Annotated in this window: 18 protein-coding genes; 9 read left to right on the top strand and 9 right to left on the bottom strand. The window is 63.8% G+C overall.

Translation table 11 applies throughout. From position 1 onward, the window contains the following. Positions 1 to 143: 143 nt before the first annotated feature. From C7I87_RS05140 to C7I87_RS05115, 6 genes are read right to left on the bottom strand one after another with little or no spacing between them, the layout of a single operon-like run. Complete coding sequence (locus tag C7I87_RS05140) at positions 144 to 1,166, bottom strand: phosphotransferase enzyme family protein (RefSeq protein ID WP_149903193.1); 1,023 nt, start codon at positions 1,164 to 1,166, stop codon at positions 144 to 146. Next, the gene (locus C7I87_RS05135; protein ID WP_149903192.1) at positions 1,163 to 2,470 is read right to left on the bottom strand and encodes an aminotransferase class III-fold pyridoxal phosphate-dependent enzyme; all 1,308 of its coding nucleotides are present in this window, start codon (positions 2,468 to 2,470) and stop codon (positions 1,163 to 1,165) included. Before C7I87_RS05135 ends, C7I87_RS05140 begins: the two co-directional genes overlap by 4 nt. Positions 2,471 to 2,497: 27 nt before the next feature. Further along, positions 2,498 to 3,847 carry an aminotransferase class III-fold pyridoxal phosphate-dependent enzyme gene (locus C7I87_RS05130; protein ID WP_149903191.1) on the bottom strand — a complete coding sequence of 450 codons (1,350 nt, stop codon included), beginning with the start codon at positions 3,845 to 3,847 and terminating at the stop codon, positions 2,498 to 2,500. Between the two features lie 21 nt (positions 3,848 to 3,868). Then, on the bottom strand, positions 3,869 to 4,537 hold the full coding sequence (locus tag C7I87_RS05125) for an HAD family hydrolase (protein ID WP_149903190.1): 669 nt from the start codon (positions 4,535 to 4,537) through the stop codon (positions 3,869 to 3,871). Further along, the gene (locus C7I87_RS05120) at positions 4,534 to 5,805 is read right to left on the bottom strand and encodes a Tm-1-like ATP-binding domain-containing protein (protein WP_188393732.1); all 1,272 of its coding nucleotides are present in this window, start codon (positions 5,803 to 5,805) and stop codon (positions 4,534 to 4,536) included. The genes C7I87_RS05125 and C7I87_RS05120 overlap by 4 nt, the downstream gene beginning before the upstream one ends. Beyond that, entirely contained in the window at positions 5,805 to 6,575 is a 771-nt protein-coding gene (locus C7I87_RS05115; RefSeq protein ID WP_149903188.1) for an IclR family transcriptional regulator, read from the bottom strand. Before C7I87_RS05115 ends, C7I87_RS05120 begins: the two co-directional genes overlap by 1 nt. Before the next feature lie 170 nt (positions 6,576 to 6,745). On the opposite strand from C7I87_RS05115, the gene C7I87_RS05110 reads away from it, so the two are divergent. After that, positions 6,746 to 8,194 (top strand): APC family permease, encoded by a 1,449-nt coding sequence (locus tag C7I87_RS05110; RefSeq protein ID WP_149903187.1) that lies wholly within the window; start codon positions 6,746 to 6,748, stop codon positions 8,192 to 8,194. Positions 8,195 to 8,254: 60 nt separating this feature from the next. Next, positions 8,255 to 9,742 (top strand): aldehyde dehydrogenase, encoded by a 1,488-nt coding sequence (locus tag C7I87_RS05105; protein WP_149903186.1) that lies wholly within the window; start codon positions 8,255 to 8,257, stop codon positions 9,740 to 9,742. A gap of 153 nt (positions 9,743 to 9,895) precedes the next feature. On the opposite strand, the gene C7I87_RS05100 is transcribed toward C7I87_RS05105, so the two are convergent. The 3 genes from C7I87_RS05100 to C7I87_RS05090 form a co-directional block, all read right to left on the bottom strand. Continuing rightward, entirely contained in the window at positions 9,896 to 11,011 is a 1,116-nt protein-coding gene (locus tag C7I87_RS05100; protein ID WP_246696190.1) for an aminomethyl transferase family protein, read from the bottom strand. A 127-nt stretch (positions 11,012 to 11,138) separates the two neighbouring features. Then, a complete protein-coding gene (locus C7I87_RS05095) occupies positions 11,139 to 12,878 on the bottom strand; it encodes a hydantoinase B/oxoprolinase family protein (RefSeq protein WP_149903184.1) in 1,740 nt (579 codons plus the stop codon). Between the two features lies 1 nt (position 12,879). Then, a complete protein-coding gene (locus C7I87_RS05090; RefSeq protein WP_149903183.1) occupies positions 12,880 to 14,964 on the bottom strand; it encodes a hydantoinase/oxoprolinase family protein in 2,085 nt (694 codons plus the stop codon). A gap of 219 nt (positions 14,965 to 15,183) precedes the next feature. On the opposite strand from C7I87_RS05090, the gene C7I87_RS05085 reads away from it, so the two are divergent. The 7 genes from C7I87_RS05085 to C7I87_RS05055 all read left to right on the top strand — a co-directional run bounded on the left by C7I87_RS05085 (position 15,184) and on the right by C7I87_RS05055 (position 26,300). After that, entirely contained in the window at positions 15,184 to 16,011 is an 828-nt protein-coding gene (locus C7I87_RS05085; RefSeq protein ID WP_149903182.1) for a ferredoxin--NADP reductase, read from the top strand. A 257-nt stretch (positions 16,012 to 16,268) separates the two neighbouring features. Then, on the top strand, positions 16,269 to 17,495 hold the full coding sequence (locus tag C7I87_RS05080; RefSeq protein WP_246696189.1) for an efflux RND transporter periplasmic adaptor subunit: 1,227 nt from the start codon (positions 16,269 to 16,271) through the stop codon (positions 17,493 to 17,495). Next, positions 17,495 to 20,653: an efflux RND transporter permease subunit gene (locus tag C7I87_RS05075; RefSeq protein WP_149903181.1), complete on the top strand. Its 3,159-nt coding sequence runs from the start codon at positions 17,495 to 17,497 to the stop codon at positions 20,651 to 20,653. Before C7I87_RS05080 ends, C7I87_RS05075 begins: the two co-directional genes overlap by 1 nt. 189 nt (positions 20,654 to 20,842) lie before the next feature. Continuing rightward, positions 20,843 to 21,886 (top strand): deoxyribose-phosphate aldolase, encoded by a 1,044-nt coding sequence (gene deoC / locus C7I87_RS05070; protein ID WP_149903180.1) that lies wholly within the window; start codon positions 20,843 to 20,845, stop codon positions 21,884 to 21,886. A gap of 59 nt (positions 21,887 to 21,945) precedes the next feature. Further along, complete coding sequence (locus C7I87_RS05065; protein WP_149903179.1) at positions 21,946 to 24,318, top strand: aldehyde dehydrogenase family protein; 2,373 nt, start codon at positions 21,946 to 21,948, stop codon at positions 24,316 to 24,318. A 227-nt stretch (positions 24,319 to 24,545) separates the two neighbouring features. Then, on the top strand, positions 24,546 to 25,277 hold the full coding sequence (locus tag C7I87_RS05060) for an SDR family oxidoreductase (protein WP_140812257.1): 732 nt from the start codon (positions 24,546 to 24,548) through the stop codon (positions 25,275 to 25,277). 177 nt (positions 25,278 to 25,454) lie between these two features. Then, positions 25,455 to 26,300 carry a fumarylacetoacetate hydrolase family protein gene (locus tag C7I87_RS05055; RefSeq protein ID WP_149903178.1) on the top strand — a complete coding sequence of 282 codons (846 nt, stop codon included), beginning with the start codon at positions 25,455 to 25,457 and terminating at the stop codon, positions 26,298 to 26,300. The last annotated feature ends 189 nt before the right edge of the window (positions 26,301 to 26,489 follow it).

Here is a 26,489-nt window from a genome sequence, read left to right as displayed (position 1 = left end):
TCGCGGCGAATAGGATTCGCCCGACCTGCTGTAAGCATCTGATTTTATGCATGTCGTTATCCCGGAACCGAGGACACTTCCGGGCGACATGCATTAACGCAACTCCGGACGGAAAACCGCTTCACACTTTTCCTGGAATTGCTCTACTCGCCTCGCAGATAGGCAATGACCACATCGGCCGCGATGTCAGACATACGCAGGCCGACCTCCCTCGTAATGTCGCCTTCGACACGGCTTTGCACCCAGCCCAGAAACGCGAACGCCCGCAGCGCGGCGAAGAGCGGCAGCGCGGCGACGTCTTCCGAGGTTAATTCACGCTGCTGCCGGTAGCCTTCCAGCAACGAGGCCTCGATCAGCGGATAGAGCGGCTCGCCGCGGTTCTGATAGAGCGCGACGGCAAGGTCGTACATGTGCCAGCCAAAGCCGCAATCATCGAAGTCGATGATGCGCACCGCGTCGTCATGGATGAGCACGTTCTCGCGCACTAGGTCGGCGTGGATGATGCCGAAATTGCGGGCGCTGCGTTCATGCTCCGACAGCGCCTTCACGGCTTTTTCCCGGGCCTGGAAAACCAGCTCGCGGCGCGCGCCGTCGAGGAAGGGCGAGGTCTCGAAGCGTCCCCAATTCGGGGCCGCGCCGAAGAAGCCGTCGAAATCCCAGGCATGGCGGGCGAAGCCGGCAGGCGGCGTCCAGGCGGCAGTGACAGTGTGCATATGGGCAATGCTTCGCCCGATGGCTGTGAAGACCTGCTTTAGCTGTTCCGGCGTAAAGCCCAGCGGCACGCCGCGCGCGCCGACGGCGCGGCCCTCGAGCCAGCTCAGACAATCGACCTGGCGCGGTTGCGCCAAGGCGGCGGTGCCGACGAGCACGAACGGGTCGCCGGCCTGCGTTGCGATGGGAGACGGCGTGGCGACGCCCTCGGCCTGCAGAAAACTCATCCACTGCAATTCGCCGCCCAGCGCGGCATCCGTGTGGTAGCCAAGCCGGTGCACGCGCATCACGGCCGGCCGGCCACCGGGCAGGTGAACCCGGAAGACCGCATTCTCACGGTATTTCAGCAGCTCCGGCTCGCCGCCGCGAACGCCCCAATGTTCGAGCGCGCGCTTGGCAAGGTCGGTCACGTCAGCCGCCGTTTCCGGCTCGGCATGCGTCGAGACAGCGTTCACGCCGGCACTCCGCCGACTTCGCCGAGCACTTCATCGAGCGCCTCGACCAGCAGATCGGCATTGGCGCGGGAGAAGGGCATTGGCGGGCGGATCTTCAGCACATTGCCGTGAATGCCGGTCTTGCCCATCAGCACGCCACGGTCGCGCATTGCGTTGATGACGCGGCCGGCGATGTCCGGCGCCGGTTCACGGGTCTGGCGGTCATGGACCAGCTCGGCGCCGAAGAACAGGCCGGCGCCCCTGATCTCACCGATGCAATCGTGCCGATCGGCCAGCGGCCGCAGCAGGTCCAGCGCGTAGGCGCCGACATCGTGCGCATTGCCTACGAGGTTTTCGTCCTCCAGGACATCGAGGACGGCATTGGCCACCGCGCAGGACACCGGATTGCCGCCAAAAGTGTTGAAGTAGCGGAAGGCGTTGCGGAAGGTCGCCAGGATATCTTTCGTGGTGACGACGGCGGCGACCGGATGGCCGTTGCCCATCGGCTTGCCCATGGTGACGATATCGGGAACGAAACCGGCGCGCTGATGACCCCAGAAATGGCTGCCGGTGCGGCCGAAGCCGGGCTGCACCTCGTCGGCGATGACCAGACCGCCGGCGTCGCGCACCACCGATATGGCGACGTCGAAAAAGCCGCTCGGGAGTGTCGGAAAGCCCTCATTGGCAAGCAGCGGGCACAGGATCATACCGGAGAGACCGATGCCCTCCTTTGCCAGCGACGCAATTGCCTCGCGCACTGCATTGCCGAACGCCTTGCCATTGGCCATCGCATCGGTATGGCGATAGCTGTCCGGCGCCGGCACCAGCCTGACATGGTGGGCGCGGCCGCCGACCGGCGGCATGCGGGTCGAGAGCTGCGAAACCGCCGTCGTGTTGCCGTGATAGGTGGCGTCGGTGGCGATGATGCCCATCTGGCCGGAGACCGCCTGCGCCATGCGCAGCGCGATGTCGTTGGCCTCGCTGCCGGTGCAGGTCAGGATCGCGGTGGACAGGCTGGCATCGAAGGTCGCGGTCAGCCGCTCGACATAGTCGAGGATCGCCGTGTGGAGATAGCGGGTGTGGGTGTTGAGCAGGCTTGCCTGCCGGCACAGAGCCTCGACCACATGCGGATGGCAATGGCCGACATGGGCGACATTGTTGTAGGCGTCGAGATATTTGCGGCCACCGGCGTCGTAGAGCCACACGCCCTCGCCGCGCACCAGATGCACGGGCTCGTCATAGAACAGTTGCGATTTCGCGCCGAGCAGCCGGCCACGCCGGCTAACCAGTGTTTCCCCAGCCAGTTTTTGATGCGATTGAGCCATCGGTGTACCAAAACTCCGTTGCATGCGTCAGACCTTCGACAGGCCTGCGTCGATCGCCTCACCGATCCTGGTGACGTCGGCGGCGCCGATGATGAGTGGCGGCGACAGGATGATGTTGTTGCCGGAGACGCGCAGCATGACGCCGGCTTCGTAGGCAGCTTCCGAAACCACCGCCATGGTCTTCTTGTCGGCGGGTTTCTTCGTCGCGCGATCGGAAACCAGTTCCAAAGCCGCCATCAAGCCCTTGTACCTGACATCGCCGACGATCGCGTGCTTGGCCTTCAGCCCTTCCAGCATGGCCGCTAGTTCCACACCGCGCGCGGCCGCGTTTTCATTGAGACGCAGCCGTTTGGTTTCCGCAAGCGCCGCCAACCCGGCGGCACAGCCGACCGGGTGGCCGGAATAGGTATAGCCATGGCCGATCGCGCCGAAACTGGTCTTGTCGGCCTCGAAGACATCGGCGACCTTGGCGCCGATCAGCGTCGCGCCGAGCGGGAAATAGCCAGAGGTGATCGCCTTGGCGATGGTCATGAAATCCGGCTTCACGCCCGACAGCCGCGAACCCGACCAGGCGCCGGTGCGGCCGAAACCGGTGACCACCTCGTCGGCGATCAGCAGGATCTCGTGACGGTCGCAGATTTCGCGCACCAGCGGCATGAAACTCTCATGCGGGACGATGACGCCGCCCGCACCCAGCACCGGCTCCGTGATGAAGGCGGCAATGGTATCGCCACCCTGGAACGCGATCTCGTCCTCCAACGCCTTGGCACACAGCTTCGCCAGCCGGGCAGGGTCGGTTTCGTCGAACGGGTTGCGGAAGGTCCAGGGTGCGGGAATGTGGAAGACGCCGGGCAGCAGCGGCTCGTAGTTGCGGCGGAAATTGGCGTTGCCGTTGACCGAAGCGCCGCCGAAATGCGTGCCGTGGTAGCCCTTTTTCAGGGCGAGGAATTTGGTGCGGTCGCCCTGGCCGCGGATCTTCCAGTATTGGCGGGCGAGCCGCAGCGCGGTTTCGACCGAATCCGAGCCGCCCGAGGTGAAGAAGGTCCGCACCATGCCTTCCGGCTCGAACCAGTCGGAGAGCTCATAGGCGAGCTCGATCGACGGTCCGGTCGAGGTGCCGCGAAAACCCGAGTAGTAAGGCAGCGCGCCGAGCTGGTCGGCGATCGCCTTCTTGATCGGATCGCTGCTGTAGCCGAGGTTGACGTTCCACAGGCCGCCGACGGCGTCGAGCACGGTGTTGCCGGCGATGTCGGTGACCATGACGCCCTCGCCCTTCATGATCACCTTGGGCGGATTGGCCCGCATCTCGGCCGGATGCGCCATCGGGTGCCAGATCGGCTTGGCATTGGTCTCGGTGAGGAAGTTGATGTCGCGCATCACAAGGCTCCGCAAAAGGTCTCAGGCAACTGGGACGAGGTCGAAATGGCCGAGTGCCTCGGCATAGGAATGGGCCGGCCGGGCAACATCGAAATGAACCGTGCGCATGCCCGCGGCACGGCCGCCATCGACATTGCGCTGCTGGTCGTCGACGAAGACGCAGGCGGCGGCCGGCAGGCCAAGCGCTTCGGTGACGAAGGCGTAGGCGCGCGGATCGGGTTTGAGGATGCCGGTATAAGTGGCGTCGACGATGACGTCGAACAGGCCGAGCAGCGGCAGACGCCGGCGGAAGCCGGCGCCGTAGAACAGGTCGAGCTCGTTGGACAGGATCGCCAGGCGAAAGCCCGCGGCGTGGACGGCGCGGATGGCACTGATGGCTTCGGGCCGCACGACCTTTTCGGGCTCGGCGCCGCGCGCGCGCTGGACAAAGGTTTCCATGGCCTGCCAGTCCTCGCCGACGAGGCGGCCGACCTCGCTCGTGCGGGTGCGCCAATACTCGCGCTCGCTGATCTCGTCGGCCTGCATAGCGCGCCACAGCGGGTCTGAGTCCGGGTCGAACGGCCCGCGCCATTGCAGCGTTCCCGGCGCCAAGCCGAGCGCCTGTTCGGTCAAGGCATGCGTCTCGAACAGGGTGCGGGTGACAACACCACCGAAATCAAGGACCAGCGCCTGTGCGGAAACAACACTCACGCCGCGACTCCCTTGGCCGGTGTACCGCGTGGAACAATGCCTTCCTCGACCCAGCGATCGAAGATTTCGAGCGCCTTGGCGACGAAGCCGTCGCTGTTGATATGGGCGTCGATCTCGTGGAACTCGACTTGCGCGGGAATGGACTTGCGCATTTCATCGACAAAGGCGGCCAGCGCCTCCGGCTCATGGAGCGGCTCGCCCTCGGCATCCCATTCCTGGATACCTTGGGATGGCAGGATGAGGGCGGAACGGCCCTTTGCCATGCCGAGCTTGGCGGCAATCGTCCTGGCGACCTGACGGCGATCATCCGCATCGACGGTTATCGAGGCGATCAGCCTGTTGTGGGCATGAAATGGTCGCTTGGAGAATTTAGCCGGCAAATCCTGCCAGGTCGGCAGATCCACCATGTCAACCGCGCCGGGCGCCGCGATCTGCGGAATGCCGCGGGCGCCGGCATTCTCAAGCCGGTCGATGCCGGAACTGACGACGGAGCCGGCCAGATGATTGGTGATCTCCTGCAGGCTGAAATCGAACACGGCACAGAAATGATCCTGGCCGGCGATCGATTCGAAGGCGCGGCCGCCCATTCCGGTGGTGTGGAAGACGGCGACGTCATAGCCGCGCCGTTCCAGCGCCGGCTTCAGCGTCTTCATGTAGCGCAGGCAGGAGCTGCCGAGCGAGGTCATGCCGATGGTGGGGGCCGTCGCCGGTGCCGAGGCGCGTGAAGCAAGCACGATTTTCGCCGCGCCGACGACCGCGCCGCAGGCCTGCGAGAGGACCAGCTTGCAGATCGAGTTGAGGCCGTAGAGCCCGCCCGCCCAGAGGATCATCATCAGGTCCGGCGCGACCCGCTCGGGCGGGATGAGGTGCGAATAGGCGATGGTGGAGACGACGAATTTCGGCACGCCGAGCGGCAGGCTGAGCGCGACGTCGAGCGCCAGGTCGGTTCCCATCGAGCCGCCGATGGCGATGAAGGCGTCGATCTCGCCGGTTTGGTGCAGCTTGCGCACCAACTGCACGGCGCCGCCGGCCATCAGCGTCATGGCGGTGTTCTCGTCACCGCTGGAGATGATCTCGGCTATCGTGACATCCACGGCGCGGGCGACCGCATGCTTGTCGTGATCGGGGCTATAGGGCGGGTCGCCCAGCACGCTGACATCCATCATCACGGCGCTGCCGCCCGATGCCTCGATGCATGCTTTCATGAACAGCAATTCGTCGGACTTGGTGTCGCCGGTGCCGATGACCAAGATGCGGGGTTCGGACATCAGGCCTGCCTCCTCAGTGCTTTCAGATTGTCGCCGTTGAGCCGCATCGAAATCTCCCGCGCCGCGGCGACGGCCGCAAGTCCCCGCTCGGCGATATCGGCAGCCGTCGTCCTGGCCTTCGGCGCCGCCACCGCGATGGTGCCGAGCGCGAACCCATCCGCCGCCAGGATTGCCGCCGCGACACTGATGACGCCCTCTTCCAGGCCTTGATCGCAGATCGAATAGCCGCGCTCACGCGCCTCTGTCATGGAGTGGGAGACGGCCACGGGCTCGGTCAGCGTGTGCGTCGTGAAGGCATCGAGGGGACCGGCCAAGCATGCCTTGACGGCCTCCTCCCTGGCGAAGGCCAGATAGACGATGCCCGAAGCGGTCGAATGCAGGGGCAGAAGCTGGCCGATATCGACATTGACCCGGTTTGCCCGCGCCGGATGCTCGACATGGACGGTGACCAGCCTGTCGATGCCGAATTCCGACAGATGCACGGTCTCCGCCGTTGCACTTGCCAGATCCCGTGCCAGCGGCACCGCCGTCTGCAGGAAGGGAAAGCGGGCCTCGCGGATGCGCGCCAGCCGCGACAGGCCGGCGCCGAGCCGATAGTGCCGCGTGGCCGCATCCTGCTCGACGAGACCATGGCCGGTCAGCGCCACCAGCAGGCGTCGTGTCGTCGCCTTGTCGAAACCCGACCGGCGCGCGAGGTCGGACAGTCCAAGCTCGGGCTCGGCCAGAGTGAACAGCTCCAGAAGTGAAATCGCCTTGCCGACCGTACTCAATGCATCCTCCCGGAGCGGGCAATCAATTAACGTGTGAATTAACTTGACAGGAAGCTGCTTTGTTTGCAAGTCTATATTCAAAATAACGGTTCAAATAATGAACCATATCAGAGCGTATGGGACAGGCCATTCGGCCGGCAAGCCAAACGGTTTGCAAACAGGAGGGACCAATGTCAGCAGTTTCAGAAGCGGCGCCGGCCAACAGGCTGCGCAAGAACAGTCTCGGCGTCGGCGCCATCACCTTCATGGTGATCTCGGCGGCGGCACCCCTCACGGCGGTCGCCGGCGGCACGCCGCTCGGCATGCTGATGGGCAATGGCGCCGGCTTTGCCGGCACCTATCTGATCGTGACGGTGCTGCTGCTGCTGTTCGCGGTCGGCTATGTCGCCATGTCGCGGCATGTCGGCAATGCCGGCGCCTTCTATGCCTACGCCGCGCGCGGCCTCGGGGGTCTCGCCGGCGGCGCCACGGCGCTGGTCGCTATCCTGTCCTACAATGCCATGCAGATCGGCGTCACGGGCCTGCTCGGCGCTGCCACCTCCGGGCTGTTCGCCGGCTGGGGCATCAACCTGCCCTGGTGGGTGTGGAGTTTCATCGCCATAGCCATCGTCGCCGTGCTCGGTTACCGCCAGGTCGACCTGTCGGCCAAGATCCTGACGGTGCTGGTGCTGTGCGAATACGCGGTGGTGCTGATCCTCGACCTGACGATCCTGAAGACCGGCGGCGACAGCGGTCTTTCGGCGGCCCCGTTCAGCTGGAGCCAGATCACATCAGGCGCGCCGGCAATCGCCATCCTGTTCTGCTTTGCCGCCTTCATCGGTTTCGAGGCGACGACGATCTATGCCGAGGAGGCCCGCGACCCCAAGGTGACCATTCCGCGCGCCACCTATTTCTCCGTCGTCCTGATCGGCGTCTTCTACATGGTCACCGCGTGGCTGATGGCGGTCGGTGCCGGCGTCGACAAATTGCTGCCGGCACTGCAAGGCTTGCAGGATCCGACGACCTTCCTGTTCGGCCTGTCCGACCGCTATGCCGGAACGCTGCTCACCCACGCGATGAGCATCCTGTTCGTGTCGAGCCTGTTTGCCGGCGTGCTGGCGTTCCACAATGCCGTTGCCCGCTATATCTACGTTTCCGGCCGCGAGAAGCTTTTGCCGCAGTCGATCGGCGTGACGCATTCGGCGCACCAGAGCCCGCATGTCGCGTCGGTCATCCAGAGCGTGCTGGCGGCTGTCGTCGTCGGGCTGTTCGCCGTGCTCGGCCTCGACCCGGTGCTGGCGCTGTTCTCGTGGCTGACCAATGTCGCGACGCTCGGCGTCATCGTGATGATGGCGGTCGCCTCGCTCGCCGTGGTGATGTACTTCCGCGCCAACCCATCGACGCAGGAGAATGCGGTGAAGACCACCATCCTGCCGGGACTCACTTTCATCGCCTTCGTCGCCATCATCTACCTGATCGTCATCAATTTCGGCAGCCTGTCCGGGGCCGGCGGCTTCCTCGGCGTGTTCCTACCGGGGCTGGTGCTGATCGCGGCGGTGATCGGCCTGTTGCTGGCGGGTGCGTTGAAGAGCCGGGATCCGGTCGCCTTCGAAAGTCTCGGTGTGCCTCTGAAGGACTGAGTTGGATATCAGGGCGGCGTATCACGCCGCCCTGCAGACACCTGCTGAAGTGAGAATATTATGATCAGTCAAATTGCCATCGACACACTGCGCAAGGCGGAGATCGGCGCGCGCGGCCTGTTCATCGATGGCGCGCAGTCCGAGGCGGCAAGCGGCGCGAGCCTGCCGGTTATTTCGCCGATCGATGGCCGTGCTTTCGCCAGCATCGCCGACGGCAACGAAGCCGACATCGACCGCGCGGTGCGTTCGGCGCGCAAGGCGTTCGAGAAGGGTTCGTGGTCGCGCGCCGCCCCAGCCTTCCGCAAGAAGGTGCTGACTAGGCTCGCCGAGCTGATCGAAAAACATGTCGACGAACTGGCCGTGCTCGGCGTTCGCGACAACGGCACCGAGATCGGCATGGCCTACAAGGCCGAACCGCTGTCGGCCGCCGGCACCATCCGCTACTACGCCGAAGCGATCGACAAGATCTATGGCGAGATCGCACCGACGGCCGAGAACGTGCTCGGGTTGATCCACAATGAGCCGCTCGGCGTCGTCGGCGTCATCGTTCCGTGGAATTTTCCGCTGATGATCGGCGCCTGGAAGATCGCGCCGGCGCTGGCCGCCGGCAATTGCGTGGTGGTCAAGCCTCCGGAGATCGCCTCGCTGACGTTGCTGCGGCTGGCGGAACTGGCTGCCGAAGCCGGGCTGCCCGCAGGCGTGCTCAACGTCGTCACCGGCCGCGGCGCGGTCGCTGGAGAGGCACTTGGCCTGCACATGGACGTCGACGCCATCGCCTTCACCGGCTCTGGCCCGGTCGGCAGGCGGCTGCTCGACTACTCCGCTCGTTCCAATCTGAAGCGCGTCTTCCTCGAACTCGGCGGCAAGTCGCCCAACATCGTCTTTGCCGATGCGCCTGACCTGAAGCAGGCGGCGGTCGTTTCGGCCAACGGCATTTTCCGCAATTCCGGCCAGGTCTGCGTCGCCGGCTCGCGCCTTCTCGTTCAGTCGTCGGTCTATGATCGCTTCATGGAGGAACTGCTCTCGGCGACCGCAAGGCTGAAGGTCGGTGATCCGCTCGATCTTGCGAGCGATGTCGGTGCGGTGTCGAGCGCGGAACAGCTGGGCAAGAATCTCGGCTTCGTCGCCAGGGCCAGGGAAGAAGGCGCAAGGCTGGTTACTGGCGGCGAGCGGATCCTGACCGAGACCGGCGGCAGCTACATGGCGCCGACGATCTTCGAAAACGTGACGCAGGACATGCAGCTTGCCCGCGAGGAGGTGTTCGGGCCGGTGCTCGGCGTCATGCGCTTCGAGACCGAGGAAGAGGCGGTGCGCCTTGCCAATTCGACCGTCTACGGGCTGGCGTCGGCAGTGTGGACATCAAATCTTTCCACCGCGCACCGCATGGTGCGCGCCATCAATGCCGGCGTCGTCCACGTCAACACCTATGGCGGCGCCGATATCACCGTGCCGCTGGGTGGCGTCAAGCAATCCGGCTTCGGTCGCGACAAGTCGCTGCACGCGCTGGAGAAATATCTCGAGCTGAAGACCGCCTGGATCGCACTTTGAGAGCCCGCCGGTTTCCCTGAACTCCGACTGGGCTCCCAAGGCTTCACTCGGCCGAGGGCCTTCTCACAGAACGTCGGCGCTCCCCACTATGAGTAATTTGCTATGACGCTTCATCCGCAGGGACCCGAAGGGAAACCAAAAACGATTTACGGGCTAGCTCCGCAGCCTCGCCCCTTCTGGGTCGAAGAATGGCATCGGCGCCACCACCGCACGTACCGGCTTTCCGTCGATGTCGACGCTGAGCTCGGTGCCGATGGCGGTGAACGGCAGCCGCAGATGCGCTGTCGCCAGCACCTTGCCCAGGGAATAGCCATGGTCGCTGTAGGTGACGACGCCGGCGTCCTCGCAATCGGCCATCAGCCGTGCATCCGTCGCGGCGGGCTTGTCGCCGTCGAGGATCAACCCGGTCCAGCGCTCGTCGAGGCCGTTGTCGCGGACCTTGAGCAAGGCTTCGCGGCCGATAAAATCGCCCTTGTCGAACTTGATCCAGCGGTCGAGGCCGACATGAAACGGCGTGCGGGTCTCGTCCATGTCGATGTCATGCGCCGGATAGGCCTTTTCCAGCCCGAGCGTGAACATGGCCAGCACGCCATAGGGTTTCAGGCCGAAAGCTTGGCCAGTCCGCATCAGCGCGTCCCAAACGGATACCGCCTCGTCCGCAGGCACGAACAGTTCGAAGCCGAGCTCGCCGGTCACGCCTGTGCGGGAGATCAGCACTTTGGTCTCGCCGACGCGCCCGGAAGTGAACGCCCAGCGTTTCAAGCCATCGAGATCCGCCTCCGAAATCATCGCCTTCAAAAGTTCGCGTGAGCGCGGGCCCTGGATGGTCGGGAAGGCAATCGCAGCGGTGATGTCGGTGACATAGGCCTTGCGGCCCTGCGCATGGTGCTGGAGCCAGGGCAGCATCTTCAGGCGGTTGACCGAGCCGGTCACCAGCATGAAATGCTCCGGCCCCAGCCGGAACACGGTGAGGTCGTCCATGATGCCGCCATCCTCCCGGCAGACCGTGGAATAGCGGACTTGGCCGGCTTTCATGGCGGTGGCATCATTGACGATGACGTGGTTGACCAGCGCTTCGGCGTCCGGACCCTTGATGTCCATCTTGCCCATGGTGCTGAGGTCCTGGACACCGACATTCTCACGGGTGTTCAGGTGCTCGTCGGCGATGCCGGAATAGTATTTGGCCGAGATGAAATCGCCGCCGACCCGACCCATGGTCGCGCCCAGCCCGACGATGCTGCTGTAGAAAGGGGAACGCCGCTCGGCCAAGGAAGTCTCCATCGCTTGTCGATGGAAAAATACGAGCTTTTGAATCGTCGGCGGAGACGGAAACGACATGCGCTGCGCCGATCCCGGCGCAGCGCACAGGTAGCGCCAGTCCAGGTCACCGGAAGCGTTAAGCTGTACGTCTTTTCTTCGTTGCGGCCCAGTCGACCGTAAGCCGGTCTGCCGACAAGGCGACGCCGAATTTGTCCAGGGCCTCTTCAGCTGTGTAGTACCCCAGCGCCACATCACGCAGTACCTGATCGGCATCGCGCTCGCGCGGATCGCCATAACCACCGCCGCCCGGCGTGCCGACGCGCACGCGGTCGCCGGCCTTTAGCGGGATGTCCTGCTCCTTGGAAAGGTGCGGCGGTATGTGTTCTCCGCCATTGCGGAAGACGGTCACGCTGTTGGGTTCGCCATCCCCACCACCGAGGGCGCCCTGCGGGCCGAAACGGCCATGGTCCATGACGAAGGAGGCGCGGGCGTCGCCGCGCAGGATTTCGACCTCATAGGCGAGGCCGAAGCCGCCGCGATGCTTGCCGGCGCCGCCCGAGCCTTCGCGCAAGGCATAGTGGCGATAGAGCACGGGAAAGGCCTGCTCCATGATCTCGACCGGCGGCGATTTGGAAATGCCGATGGTCGAGCAGCCATTGGTGAGGCCGTCATGGCCTGCATTGCCGCCATAGCCGCCGCCGGAGATCTGGTACATGACATAATCGCGGCCGCGCGCCGGATCGTTGCCGCCGAGCGCGAAATTGCCGCTGGAGCCGGCAGGTGCGGCCGTCACCTTGTCGGGCAGCGCCTGCACCATGGCCGCGAACACCGCCTCGGCGATGCGCTGCGACACTTCGGCGGCACAGCCCGAGACCGGGCGGGGATATTTGGCGTCAAGGAAGGTGCCTTCCGGCCGCTTGACGATCAGGGGCTCGAAAGCGCCGGCGCTGATCGGCACATCGGGGAAGATATGGCGCATGGCTAGGTAGACTGACGACAAGGTCGTCGCCAGCACGCTGTTCATCGGTCCCGCGCAGGGCTTTGACGAACCGGCAAAATCGAAGGTCAGCGTATCGCCCTGTTTCTCGACGGCGAGCGCGATGGTCAGCGGTTCGTTCACCACCCCGTCGGAATCGACGAAGGCCTTGGAACGGTAGGTGCCGTCAGGGATGGCCGCGATGTTGGCGCGCATCTGCTCGGCGGCGCGGCGGCGCAACTCGGCGATCGCCTCGACAACCGTTTCATCTCCGTAACGATCCAATATTCCGTTGAGCCTGTCCTGACCGATCAGCAGCGCCGCGGCCTGCGCCCTGATGTCGCCGATGCGCTGGTCGGCGACGCGAATATTGGAGCAGATGATGGCGTAGATTTCCGGATCGAGCACGCCCTTCTTGAACAGTTTCACCGGCGGCAACCGCAGGCCCTCCTGCTCTACCGCCGTCGCCGAAGCCGAGAAGCCACCTGGCACCGAGCCGCCAATGTCGGGCCAATGACCGGTGTTCGACAGCCAGCAAAAGATCTTGCCGGCGCGATAGACCGGCATGACAAAGCGCACATCCATCAGATGCGTACCGCCGAGATAGGGGTCGTTGACGATGTAGATGTCGCCCGGCTCCGGGGCTAGGCAGCGGCCGTCGGCGATCATCTCGATCACCGTCCTCGTCGAATACTGCATGACGCCGACGAACACCGGCAGGCCTTGGCTGCCCTGCGCGATCAGCGAGCCGTCGACGGCCGAATAGATACCATCCGAGCGGTCATTGGCCTCGGCGATCACGGGCGAGAAGGCGGCGCGCGAAAAGGTCAGGTCCATCTCGTCGCAGACCTGCTGCAAGGCGGCCTGGAGAACAGAAAGGGTAATGGCGTCGAGCTTCATTTCAGGCCTCGCCAATGTCGATGATGATGTTGCCCTCGGCGTCCGATCGCGCGCGGTCGCCGGGTTCCAGAACCGTGGTCGCGTCCATCTGTTCAAGGATCGCCGGGCCTTCGATGACCGCATCGAGCGGCAGCTTTTCCCTGCTGTATACCGGCGTGTCATGCCATTGGCCTGCATACCAGACCGGCCTGATCTCCCGCCGCGCCTCGTCGAGCGTTTTTGCCCGCCCGGCCGGGTCGATCAGGCGCGACAGGTCGATCGCCGGGCGCACGCCGGTGACCGAGGTGTTGAGGTTGACTAGGTTGGCGCGGATTTCCGGCAGTTCCACCTTGAAGCGGGCGAAATAGGCCTTTTCGAACAGCGCCTGCAATGCAGCGCGCGTTACCGACGACGACGGCAACGGCACGTTGATGATGTGGGTCTGGCCGACGAACTGCATGTCGGCGGAGTGGGTGACGCGGATGGTTTCCGGCTTCACCGCTTCCTTGGCGATCAGCTCCTCACCTTCGTTCCGGTGCCGTTCCAATACTTGATGGAGCCGGCTTTCATCAAGCACTGCCACGGGCTGGTTTATGGTGTTGACGAAATCGTGGCGCAGATCGGCGACGACGCAGCCTAGCGCGTTGGTGATGCCGGGACGTGCCGGTACCAGCACACGGGGCAGGCCGAGTTCTCGGGCGAGCGCGGTCGCATGCAGCGGCCCGGCGCCGCCGAAGGCGAACAGCGCGAAATCGCGGGGATCATGGCCGCGCGACACCGAGACCATGCGGATGGCGCCGGCCATCTTCATGTTGCCGAGCCTGAGCACCGCGCCCGCGGCCTCAACGCCCGACAGGCCCGTTGCCTTGCCGATCCTGTCTTCGAAGATGCCGGTGACACGCTCTGATGTGACCGGGTTGTCGACGGCGAGCAGCTTCTTCGACGCCAGCCGGCCGAGCACCAGATTGGCGTCGGTGATGGTCGGCTCGGTCCCGCCGCGGCCATAGCAGATCGGGCCGGGATTGGCGCCCGCGCTTTCCGGGCCGATCTGGATCAGGCCGGCCGCATCGACGCGGGCGATCGAGCCGCCGCCGGCGCCGACCGTATGCACCGCCACCATCGGCACATGGATGGGCATGGCGTATTCGATCTCGATCTCGTTCGAGACAGCCGGCTCGGCGTTGCGGATCAGCGCCACATCGGTCGAGGTGCCGCCCATGTCGTAGGTGACGAGGTTTTCAAAGCCGGCGCGCTTGCCCGTGTAGGCGGCGGCAATGACGCCGGAGGCGGGGCCCGACATGACCGTCTTGGCAGATTCACGTGTGACGAAGCGGGCCGATATCATGCCGCCATTGCCGTTCATGATCAGAAAATCGCGGGCATAGCCCTTGTTGGCCAATTCCGTACGCAGGCGCTCGACATAGCGCTCGAGGATCGGCTGCACCGAGGCGTTGACCGAGGCCGTCACCCCGCGCTCGAATTCGCGCGCCTCCGACAGCAGCGCGTGGCCCGTGGTGATGTAGCCGTTCGGCCAGAGTTCCGCGGCGATTTCGGCGGCGCGCCGCTCATGCGAAGGGTTGGCGTAGGAATGCAGGAAATGGATGACGAGGGATTCGCAGCCCGCCGCGATCAGCGCCTGCACCGCCGCGCGCATCTTGGCCTCGTCGAGCGGCGTGCGGACGGTGCCTGATGCCTCGACGCGTTCGGACACTTCCAGGCGCAGATTGCGCGGGATGACCGGAACGAAGGTGCCCGTCATGCCATAGGGTTGCGGCCGCGTGCGCCGGCCGAGCTCGATCACGTCGCGAAAACCGCGCGTGGTGACCATGCCGGTCCTAGCCAGCCGGCGCTCCAACACCGCGTTTGTGGTGGTGGTCGTGCCATGCACGATGAGGTCGATGCCGTCGACCGGAAAGCCGGTGGCGCCAAGTGCCGAAACCACGCCAAAGGCCTGGTTGTCGACGGTGGTCGGGGTCTTGGCCAGATACACCTTGCCACCGTCCTTGCCGTCGATCAGGAGCAGGTCGGTGAAGGTTCCGCCGACATCGATGCCGGCAACGACGCTGCCCAGGGAATCCGGCCGCTGCACCGAAAAATTCTCTTTCATTGTCGAAACCCGAAATGCTGGGACTACGGATATGCCGCAGTTTGGAAAGGTGTTTTACGGCGGCATCTTGACGCAAATATCGTTTGTATACTAATAAATTCCGGACACAAGAGCTTACCGCTTCGGTAGCGTGCATGGCACGCCGGAACCTGAATGGTTCGGGCGCGCACGGGAAAGTTTGGCGCCCGCGTCTGTATCTGGGCGAGAAGGTTGGAATTGATGAACACCACGCCCGCGTTCAATACCGCTGAAGCCCGCCCGCTGCAGTTTCCGATCCCGGCCAATGTCTATGCCGAAACCGTCGTCTCGGTGAAGCACTATACCGACCGGCTGTTCTCGTTCCGCATCACCCGTCCGCAGTCGCTGCGCTTCCGTTCCGGCGAATTCGTCATGATCGGCCTGCCCAATGCCGAGAAGCCGGTGTACCGCGCCTATTCCGTCGCCAGCCCGGCCTGGGACGAAGAGCTGGAATTCTTCTCGATCAAGGTGCCGGATGGTCCGCTAACCTCGGAACTGCAGAAGATCCAGGTCGGCGACACCGTCATCATGCGCCAGAAGTCGACCGGCACGCTGGTGGTCGACGCGCTGACCCCGGCCAAGCGGCTGTTCATGATCTCGACCGGCACCGGCATCGCGCCCTTCGCCAGCCTGCTGCGCGACCCCGACACCTACGAGAAGTTCGATCAGCTGATCCTGACCCACACCTGCCGCGACAATGCTGAGCTGATCTACGGCCAGGAGTTGGTGGCGGCACTGGAAAGCGACCCACTGATCGGCGAGCTGACCGCCGGCCGCGTCACGCTCTACAATTCGACGACCCGCGAAGAGTCGGCACGCATGGGCCGCATCACCGCGCTGATCGGCTCCGGCAAGTTCTACAGCGATCTCGGCATCGACAAGCTCGATCCGGAAACCGACCGCATCATGATCTGCGGCTCGATGCACATGCTGAAGGATGTCAAGGAACTGGCCGAAAGCCTCGGCTTCCAGGAAGGTTCGCTCAGCCATCCCTCGAGCTTCGTCGTCGAGCGCGCCTTCGTCGGCTGAGAGGTCCGCTGCCCGCCAGCGGCCTGCGTTCAACGGGCGGGCGATGCTCGGAATGGTTGAAAAATTGCCCGAATTTTCCGACCAGCCAAGGCTTAACCGAACCAAAAAACAACTTTGCCGCGATAATGCGTTCAAGGCGCACCTCACGCATCCTTGAACACGCCGTCATCACATGACTCAATTGTAACCTGATCGGCAGGGCTATTTACACTATATGTTTCGCTGACCGGCGAGACATGACGGATCTCCCGACCACCTTGAAGTGGGCGGCCATGATGGTTTCCGCAAAGCAGCAAGGAAGAGCCAAGCAGAAACGGCGCAGACGCACCCAAGGCATTCTCCTGCTTGCCGCGCTGTTCTTGCTGGTGGGCGGCTACGGCGTGTGGCGCTATCAAGGCAGCTGGAAGGCAAAGGCCGCCGAAGCTGCTCAATCGGCGCAACCCGCGCCCAAGGTCCCGGTCACTGTTGCCACCGTACAGAAGACAGACTTCCCACTCTATTTCTATGGGCTCGGAACAGTCACGCCGCTCAACAGCGTCACCATCTCCAGCCGGGTCACCGGTGTGGTCACGCAGGTTCCGGTCAAGCAGGGGCAGATGGTCAAGCAGGGCGATCTGCTGGCCGAGATCGACCCCGGCCCGTACCAGGCAGTCCTGGACCAGGCGAAAGCCAAGCAGACCGAGGACGAGGCGACGCTCAAGAACTCCCAGGTCGTCCTCAAGCGTCTTTCCACGCTGCTGCAAAAGACCTTCGAAACTCAGCAGGATGTCGACAACCAGCAGGCGGTGGTCAACACCACTACCGCCGAGATCGAAGGCGACAAGGCCGCCATCGAGGCGGCTCAGCTCAACCTCGATTATACAAAGATAACATCGCCGCTGGCCGGCAAGACGAGTTTCAGGACCATAGACCCGGGAAACATCGTCCAGGCCGATCAAAGCCCCGGCCTTTTCACCGTGGTGCAGCTGCAGCCCATCTACGTGTCGTTCACGGAACCGCAGGAAGATATTCCGACCATCAACAAGACGTTCGCCGCCGGCCCGGTTTCGATCGATGTGTTGGCCCCGGATATGAAAACCGTGCTCGCAAGCGGCACGCTGGACGCGGTGCAAAACCAGGTGGACCAGACTTCCGGCACGATTTCGCTCAAGGCCAGCTTCGCAAATCGGGATCAGGCGTTGTGGCCGGGCCAGTCTGTCAACACGCGAATGCGTGTCGGCACCGTTGCCGGGGCGATCGTGGTGCCCGACGAAGCTGTCCAGCATGGCCCCGATGGACTCTTTGCCTATGTCGTCGGCGACGATGGCAAGGCCCACCGTCAAACGATCAAGACAGGCCCTTCGGATGGCGGAAATACTGTCGTCACGGACGGCCTGAGCCCCGGGCAGCGTGTCGTGTCCGCAGGCCAGTACCGTCTGGTTGACGGTACAAGCGTCGATCCGCAGCCTGCTCCCGGCGCTGCGCAGCCAAGCGGAGCAAGCTGATGGCAGCCACCGGTGTTTCCGCGCCTTTCATTCGCTACCCCGTTGCCACGTCGCTGTTGATGGTGGGGGTGCTCTTCGTCGGCATAGTTGCCTACTTCAACCTACCTGTCGCGCCGATGCCGCGCGTCGACTTTCCGACGATCCAGGTGTCCACCAACTTGCCTGGCGCTGATCCCATCACAATGGCATCGTCGGTGACCCAGCCGCTCGAGACCCAGTTCGCGCAGATTCCGGGCATTGCCGAAATGACGTCGAGCAGCCTGTCCGGCTCCAGCCAGATCACCCTGCAGTTCGATCTCAGCGTCGATATCGCATCGGCCGCGGGACTGGTTCAGTCGGCGATCAATGCCGCCGGCGGACAGCTACCGAAGAATCTGCCCAACCCACCGACTTACAGGGAGGTCAATCCCACCGATTCTCCGATCATGGTGATCGGGGTCACCTCGGCCGACCTGCCGCTGACAACCGTGAGCGATGACACCTACACCAAGCTCGCCCAGGTGATCAGCCATATCAACGGCGTCGCCCAGGTGCTGGTCGGCGGCCAGCAGACACCGTCGATCCGTGTCCAGCTCGACCCAGCCAAGCTCGCGGCAAGGGGCCTGTCGCTGGAAGGCCTGCGCACCTTGCTGTCGAACAACACCGTGGACTTGCCCAAGGGCAACATCGAGGGCGAAGTGAGAGCCTTCACCATCTTGACCAACGACCAGATGACTGCGGCCAGCGACTGGAACAATGCCATCATCGCTTATCGCAACGGAGCCCCGGTGCGGGTCAAGGATGTCGGACGGGCAGTGCTTGCCGCGCAGGATTACACCCAGGCGGCCTGGGCCGACACGACACGCGGCGTCGTTCTCATAATCTTCAAGGAACCTGGCGCCAACATCATCGATACGGTCGACAAGATCAAGGCGGAGCTGCCGACGTTGACCGCGTCCTTGCCCGCTTCGCTGAAGGTTCAGGTGCTTTCTGACCGGACCCAGACAATTCGCGCTTCGGTAACCGACGTTCAGTTCACGCTGATGCTCACCATCGGGCTGGTGGTGATGGTCATCTTTCTTTTCCTGCGCAATGTCTGGGCTACAGCCATCCCTGCCTTCACCGTGCCGCTTGCCCTCTTTGGTGCATGCGGACTGATGTGGGTTGCAGGCTACAGCGTCGACAATCTGTCGCTGATGGCATTGACGATCTCGGTTGGGTTTGTCGTCGACGATGCCATCGTCATGCTGGAGAACATCGTCCGCCACATCGAGCTCGACGAGAAGCCAATGGATGCCGCCACCATCGGCTCCAGCGAGATCGGTTTCACCATCATCTCGATCAGCATCTCGCTGGTGGCGGTGCTGATACCGCTGCTCCTGATGAGCGGCATCATCGGCCGCCTGTTCAAGGAGTTCGCGATGACCTTGGCCATGACCATCCTGGTTTCGGCCTTCGTATCGCTGACGCTAACCCCGATGCTGGCATCACGTTTCATAAAGCCAGCGGCCGAGGCACATCACGGCAGGCTGTACGCATGGAGCGAGCGCTTTTTCGAGGCAATGCTGAACGCTTACGGGCGCGGGCTCGACCGGGCATTGCGGCATCGCTTCATCATGTTGCTGGCGTTCCTGGCCTGCGTGGTGCTGACCGGCTACTTCTTTATGATCGTTCCGAGCGGCTTTTTTCCGCAACAGGACACCGGCATGCTTTTCGGGCAGGCGCTCGCCGGGCAGGATGTCTCCGCCCCCCAGATGCAGTCCTATATGAAGCAGTTCGCCGAGATCGTGATAAAGGATCCGGCGGTGGCGCATTTCGCGGCAGCGGCAGGTGGTGGCGGGAACACGCAGAACACCGGCCGAATGTTCATTCAGCTGAAGCCACGAGGCGAGCGCGACGCTTCGGCCGACCAGGTGATCCGGCGGCTCCAGCCGAAGCTTGCGGCCGTGCAGGGCGCGCGACTGATCATGCAGGCCTCGCAGGACGTGCGCGTCGGCGGCAAGCTGACCGCCTCGCAGTATCAGTATGTGCTGGAAAGCAGCGATGTCGCCGCGCTCGACCAATGGGCGCCCAAGCTGTTGAGCGCTCTTCAGCACCTGCCCGAATTGACGGGCGTCACGACCGACCAGATGAGTTCCGGCACGACGCTGACGCTGCAGGTCGATCGTGACCAGGCTGCTCGCTACGGCCTGACCGCGAACGATGTCGACAACACGCTCAACGATGCCTTCGGGCAGCGCCAGATCGCCCAGTATTTCACCCAGCTCTCGACCTACGATGTGATCATGGAGGTGCTGCCGTCGCTTCGCGGCGACCTCAAGGCGCTCGACCAGATCTATCTGACGACTTCGAGCGGTTCGCAGGTGCCGCTTTCGGCCATCGCCAAGTGGACGACGGCGCCCGTGCAGCCGCTGATCATCAACCACGAAGGCCAGTTCCCCTCCGTGACGATCAGCTTCAACCTGGCGCCTGGTGTCGCGTTGGGGCAAGCCACCGCCGCGATCGACAAGGCCACGGCCGAGATGAGATTGCCCGCGACCATCCAGACCAGCTACACCGGAACGGCCCAGGCATTCGAGCAGTCCCTCTCCTCGGTGCCGCTGCTCATCCTCGGCGCCCTGGTCGTGGTCTACCTGATCCTGGGCATCCTCTACGAGAGCTACATCCACCCATTGACCATTCTTTCCACGCTGCCTTCCGCCGGGCTCGGCGCCCTTGGAACGCTGCTCCTCTTCCACATGGAGTTCAACCTGATCGGTCTGATCGGCGTCATCCTGCTTATCGGCATCGTGAAGAAGAACGGGATCATGATGGTCGACTTCGCCGTCTCGGCCGAGAGGGACCAGCATCTCAGCTCACTTGAATCGATCCGCCAGGCCTGCCTGTTGCGGTTCCGGCCCATCATGATGACCACCATGGTCACCATGCTCGGAGCGCTGCCGCTGATGCTCGGGAACGGAACGGGCTCGGAGATCCGCCAGCCGCTGGGCTATACGATGTTCGGCGGGTTGCTTGTCAGCCAGGCCCTGACGCTTTTCACCACGCCGGTGATCTATCTCTATCTCGACGACCTCTCCCGGTGGCTCACCTCATTGCGCGGACATGAACGGGAGCATGATGAACCCCGTCAACCGGAGGTCGAAATCAGCCCGCCTCGACGCAAGCTGGCCGCCGAGTAGGCTACAGCAACCCGCACAATTCACGGAAATCTGCGAAACGGTTTCGCCCGGAAGGAGATAGAGCGATCCTGCGCGTCCGTGAGCCTATCAAACCGCCTCGCAGGCCGACGTCCGCAGGGACGTTTCTTTGGCTTGTGGCATCGATCCAGACGATCGTGTAAGTATCGCCCAAATGAGAAAGGGCAGGAGATGAATAACACGATCCGCGAGGCCGGTGCGCCCAAGGTGACGCCATTGCCGGCGCGCCCCGCCGCGAACACGCCGATGCCGCTGGAACACGGCATCGCGCGCAATCCCGGCCTGAAACTCGATCTCGGCTTTCTGGAATCGGTGCGCAGCGTCAACCGCTCGGCGCTGGAACGCCGCGTCGCCAGCCTGACCAAGAGGCGCTCGATCAAGGCCGACAACCAGGCCGCCTGGCTGCTGCGGGCGATCGCCTGCATGGACTTGACTACGCTGAACTCCAACGACACCGAGGACCGCGTGCGCCGGCTCTGCGCCAAGGCGATCAACCCGCTGCGCCGCGACATCATGGAAGGCCTCGGCATTGCGGGCGAGACCATCCGGCCGGCCGCCGTCTGCGTCTATCATCCCTTCGTCGCCACGGCCGTCGACGCCGTGCGCGGCACCGGCATTCATGTCGCCGCCGTCTCCACCGCCTTCCCGCATGGCTTGGCGCCGCTGTCGACCCGCCTGCAGGAGATCGAGGCGTCGGTGAAGGACGGCGCCGACGAGATCGACGTCGTCATTCCACGCGGCCTGGTGTTCGGCGCCAAGTGGCGCGAGCTTTACAACGAGATCGTCTCGATGCGCGCCGCCTGCGGCGACGCGCATCTCAAGGTCATTTTGGGCACCGGCGACCTCGCCACGCTGCGCAATGTCATGCTGGCCTCGATGGTGGCGATGATGGCCGGCGCCGATTTCATCAAGACCTCGACCGGCAAGGAAAGCGTCAACGCCACGCTGCCCGTCGGGCTTGCCATGGTGCGCGCCATCAGGGCCTATTTCGAGGAAACCGGCTATCTCATCGGTTTCAAGCCGGCCGGCGGCATTTCCACGGCGAAAGTGTCGCTCGACTGGCTGGTGCTGATGAAGGAAGAACTCGGCCGGCCCTGGCTGGAGCCCGAACTGTTCCGCTTCGGCGCGTCGAGCCTGCTCACCGACATCGAGCGCCAGCTCGAACATCATCTGACCGGACATTATTCGGCCAATCACCGCCACGCGATGGCGTAGCGTCAGAGTTTTGAGCGGCGTAACAGAATGCCTTCTCTGACAACTATCTGGAGTGCCTGATGAACATTCTCGAACGCTATCATGCCATGGAATACGGCCCGGCGCCGGAAGCGCGCAATGAAGCTGATGCCTGGCTCGCGGCGCGCGATTTCGGCAAGGCGCTGTTCATCGGCGGCGATTGGAAAGCCGCTTCCGGGGGCAAGACTTTCGATACCAGCGAACCATCTTCCGGCAAGTTGCTGGCAAAAATATCAGATGCCAATGCCGCCGATATCGACGCGGCGGTTGCGGCAGCTACCAAGGCATTGCCGAAATGGAGCGCCAGCACCGGCTACCAGCGTGCCAAGGTCCTCTATGCCATCGGCCGCGCCATGCAGCGGCATCAGCGGCTGTTCGCGGTGCTTGAGACAATCGACAATGGCAAGCCGATCCGCGAAAGCCGCGACATCGACGTGCCGCTGGCCATCCGCCATTTCATCCATCATGCAGGATGGGCACAGGCGCTGGACAAGGATTTCTCCGGTCAGAAGGGTGTCGGCGTCGTCGGCCAGATCATCCCGTGGAATTTTCCGCTCTTGATGCTGGCCTGGAAGATCGCGCCAGCACTCGCGGCGGGCTGCACGGTGGTGCTGAAGCCGGCGGAGTTCACGCCGCTGACAGCCATTCTGTTCGCCGAGATCTGCGAACGGGCCGGCGTGCCGAAGGGCGTCGTCAACATCGTCCAGGGCGGCCCGGAAGCGGGTGCGGCCATCGTCAACCATCCCGGCATCCAGAAGATCGCCTTCACCGGCTCTTCCGAGGTCGGCAAGATCATTCGCAAGGCCACCGCCGGCTCGGGCAAGAAACTGTCGCTGGAGCTCGGCGGCAAGTCGGCCTTCATCGTCTTCGAGGACGCCGACCTTGACAGCGCCGTCGAAGGACTGGTCGACGGTATCTGGTTCAACCAGGGCCAGGTCTGCTGCGCCGGTTCGCGGCTTTTGGTACAGGAAGGCATCGCCGATGCCTTGATCGCCAAGGTCAAGACGCGGATGAGCCGCCTGCGTGTCGGCAGCCCGCTCGACAAGAACACCGATATCGGCCCGCTGGTCGACCTCACCCAGCTCGAGCGCGTCAAGGGCCTGATCGCCGAGGGAGCCCGGCAGGGCGCCGTCTGCTGGCAGCCGGATGCGGCCCTGCCGTCTTCCGGCTATTATCACCTGCCGACGCTGGCAACCGGCGTTTCGCCGGCTAATATCCTGGCGCAGGAAGAGGTGTTCGGGCCGGTGCTCACCACCATGACCTTCCGCAACACCGAGGAAGCGGTCGAGCTCGCCAACAACACCCGCTATGGGCTGGCGGCCTCGGTATGGAGCGAGAACGTCAATCTGGCGCTCCACGTGGCGCCACAATTGAAGGCCGGCGTGGTGTGGATCAACGGCACCAACATGTTCGACGCCGCCTGCGGCTTCGGCGGCTATCGCGAAAGCGGGTTCGGCCGCGAGGGCGGGCGCGAGGGTATGTTCGAATATCTCTCGGCAAAACTCCCGCTCGGCCCGGTGATCAAGCCGGCGACGTCTTCGGCACAGCCCGTCGAGCAGGCGGATGGCGTGGCAATCGATCGCACGGCAAAGCTGTTCATCGGCGGCAAGCAGGTGCGGCCGGATGGCAATTACTCGCTTGCCGTCGCCACCGCCAAGGGCAAGCTCGCCGGTGAGGTGGGGCTCGGCAGCCGCAAGGATATCCGCGATGCGGTTTCGGCTGCACGCGCCTGCAGGAGCTGGCCGGAAGCGACCGCCTATAACAGGTCGCAGGTGCTTTACTATCTGGCCGAGAACCTTTCCGGCCGTGCGAGCGAGTTTGCTGCCCGCCTTACCGAGTTGACAGGCGCCAATGCCAAGGCCGCACGCGACGAGGTGGAGCTCTCGATCGAACGGCTGTTCCTCTATGCCGGTCTCGCCGACAAGTTCGAGGGCCGGGTGCACCAGCCGCCTGCCCGTGCCGTGACGCTGGCGCTGCATGAGCCGGTTGGCGTCGTCGGCATCGTCGCGCCGGACAACCAGCCGCTGCTCGGCTTCATCTCGCTGGTCGCGCCGGCGCTGGCCGTGGGCAACATGGTGGTCGCCGTGCCTTCGGAACGGTATCCGCTGCTCGCCACCGATCTCTATCAGGTCATCGAATATTCGGACGTGCCGGCCGGCGCCATCAACATTGTCACTGGCCGCAGCGCCGAACTGGCCGGCGTGCTGGCCAAGCACGACGACGTCGACGGGCTCTGGCTGTTCAGTGATGCCGACACCTGCGCCAAGGCGGAAGCCGACTCCATCGGCAACCTCAAGCGCGTCTGGAGCGGCAATGGCCGCAGCCTCGACTGGGGTTCGGAAGAAGCCGCCGGCGATGCTTTCCTGCGCCGCGCCATCGAGGTGAAGAACGTCTGGGTGCCTTACGGCGACTGAGGCATGTCGCCCAAAAGTGCGCAGCGGTTTTGGGAAAACGACATGCCTGGAGCTCTGTTGCGGTTGTTGATCGTGTTCGGGCTTGACGCCCGGACTTGTGTTCTTTAACGAGAAAAAACATCTTTATCAGTGAACTGGCACAGGCCGCACAATCGCGCCTGACTGGCACATGACGCCTACGCCGGCCGCCGATAAAGGCAATTGACCCAAGCAGGCGAGGAAAAGACATGGCGGATCTGGCAGGCAAGGTCGTTGTCATCACGGCAGCGGCGCAAGGCATCGGCAAGGCGAGTGCGCTGGCCTTTGCCAAGGCTGGCGCCACCGTCCACGCCACCGACATCAACGAGACGCTGCTGGCGGAACTCGCCAAGACCTCCGGCATCAAGACCCGCAAAGTCGACGTGCTCAACGACGAGGCGGTCAATGCCGCCTTTGCCGAGATCGGCGCCGTCGACGTGCTGTTCAACTGCGCCGGTTTCGTCCATTCGGGCTCGATCCTGGAGATGAAGGACGCCGATCTCGATTTCGCCTTCAATCTCAACGTGCGCGCCATGATCCGCACCATCCGGGCGGTGCTGCCCGGCATGCTGGAGCGCGGGGACGGATCGATCATCAACATGGCCTCGCTTGCCAGCTCGACCAAGGGCGTGCCGAACCGCTTCGCCTATGGCGTCACCAAGGCGGCGGTCATCGGCCTGACCAAGGCGGTCGCCGCCGACTATGTCGGCAAGGGCATACGCTGCAACGCCATCTGCCCCGGAACGGTCGAAAGCCCGTCGCTGCAGGACCGCATGCATGCGCAGGGAGATTACGACGCCGCCCGCGCCGCCTTCATCGCCCGCCAGCCGATGGGCCGGCTCGGCACGCCGGAGGAAATCGCCGATCTCGCCGTCTATCTGGCCGGCGCCACCTACACATCGGGGCAGGCCTACAATATCGACGGCGGCTGGTCGATCTGAGCACCGCCTGGAGAAGGATCGGGAAGTCTGAAAATCCCGCCGGCCGGCCGTCAAAACAGGCTGTCCGCGCTTGTCGTGAAGCAGGCCGATGGCTAGGGTCCGCCCGGTTCCAGACGGGCTGATGCCTAGGCGGGAAGTTTGTAGAACGGCCGCGAGGCCGCAATCAGGAGAAGATGCATGAAACTGCTGCGCTATGGCGAGGTGGGGAGCGAACGTCCCGGCCTGCTCGATGCGGATGGAACGATCCGCGATCTCTCCGCCCATGTCTCAGACATTGCCGGCACCGTGCTTCATCCGGCCTCGCTCGATATGCTCTCGAAGCTCGACCCGAAGTCGCTGCCGGTTGTCTCCGGCAAACCGCGCCTCGGCGCCTGCGTTGCCGGCACCGGCAAGTTCATCTGCATCGGCCTCAACTATTCCGACCATGCCGCCGAGACCGGGGCCACCGTGCCGCCGGAGCCGATCATCTTCATGAAGGCAAGCTCGGCCATCGTCGGCCCGGACGACGACGTGCTGATCCCGCGCGGCTCCGAGAAGACCGACTGGGAAGTCGAACTCGGCGTGGTCATCGGCAAGACCGCGAAATATGTCAGCGAAGCCGATGCGCTCGACTATGTCGCCGGCTACTGCGTCTCCCATGACGTCTCCGAACGCGCCTTCCAGGCCGAGCGCCAGGGCCAGTGGACCAAGGGCAAGAGCTGCGACACGTTCGGCCCGACCGGTCCATGGCTGGTGACCAAGGACGAGGTATCAGACCCGCAGAAGCTGAAAATGTGGCTGACCGTCAATGGCAAGACGATGCAGAACGGCTCGACCAAGACCATGGTTTATGGCGTTGCCTATCTCGTCTCCTACCTCAGCCAGTTCATGTCGCTGCACCCCGGCGACATTATTTCGACCGGCACCCCGCCCGGCGTCGGGCTCGGCATGAAGCCGCCGGTGTTCTTGAAGGCGGGTGATGTCGTGGAGCTGGGCATCGAGGGCCTGGGGCAGCAGAAGCAGACGTTCAGGGCTGATATTTAAGCGCGAGATTTTGAGCGTCAGCGCTGCCCCTCATCTGGCTGCCGCCATCTTCTCCCCGTAGAACGGGGAGAAGGCGCTGTCGTCGCGGCCTTCGCTAATTGCCATCGTTGCAGCGATGCGCCGGCATCGCGGCCAGCCTCTTTCTCCCCGTTTACGGCAGGGCTATCGCATATGAGTGATGGCATTGAT

The organism is Mesorhizobium sp. SARCC-RB16n (assembly GCF_008520305.1).
Taxonomy (GTDB): Bacteria; Pseudomonadota; Alphaproteobacteria; order Rhizobiales; family Rhizobiaceae; genus Mesorhizobium.
Note: the sequence above shows the minus strand (reverse complement) of the source record. Positions and strands in the feature narration are given on the sequence as shown.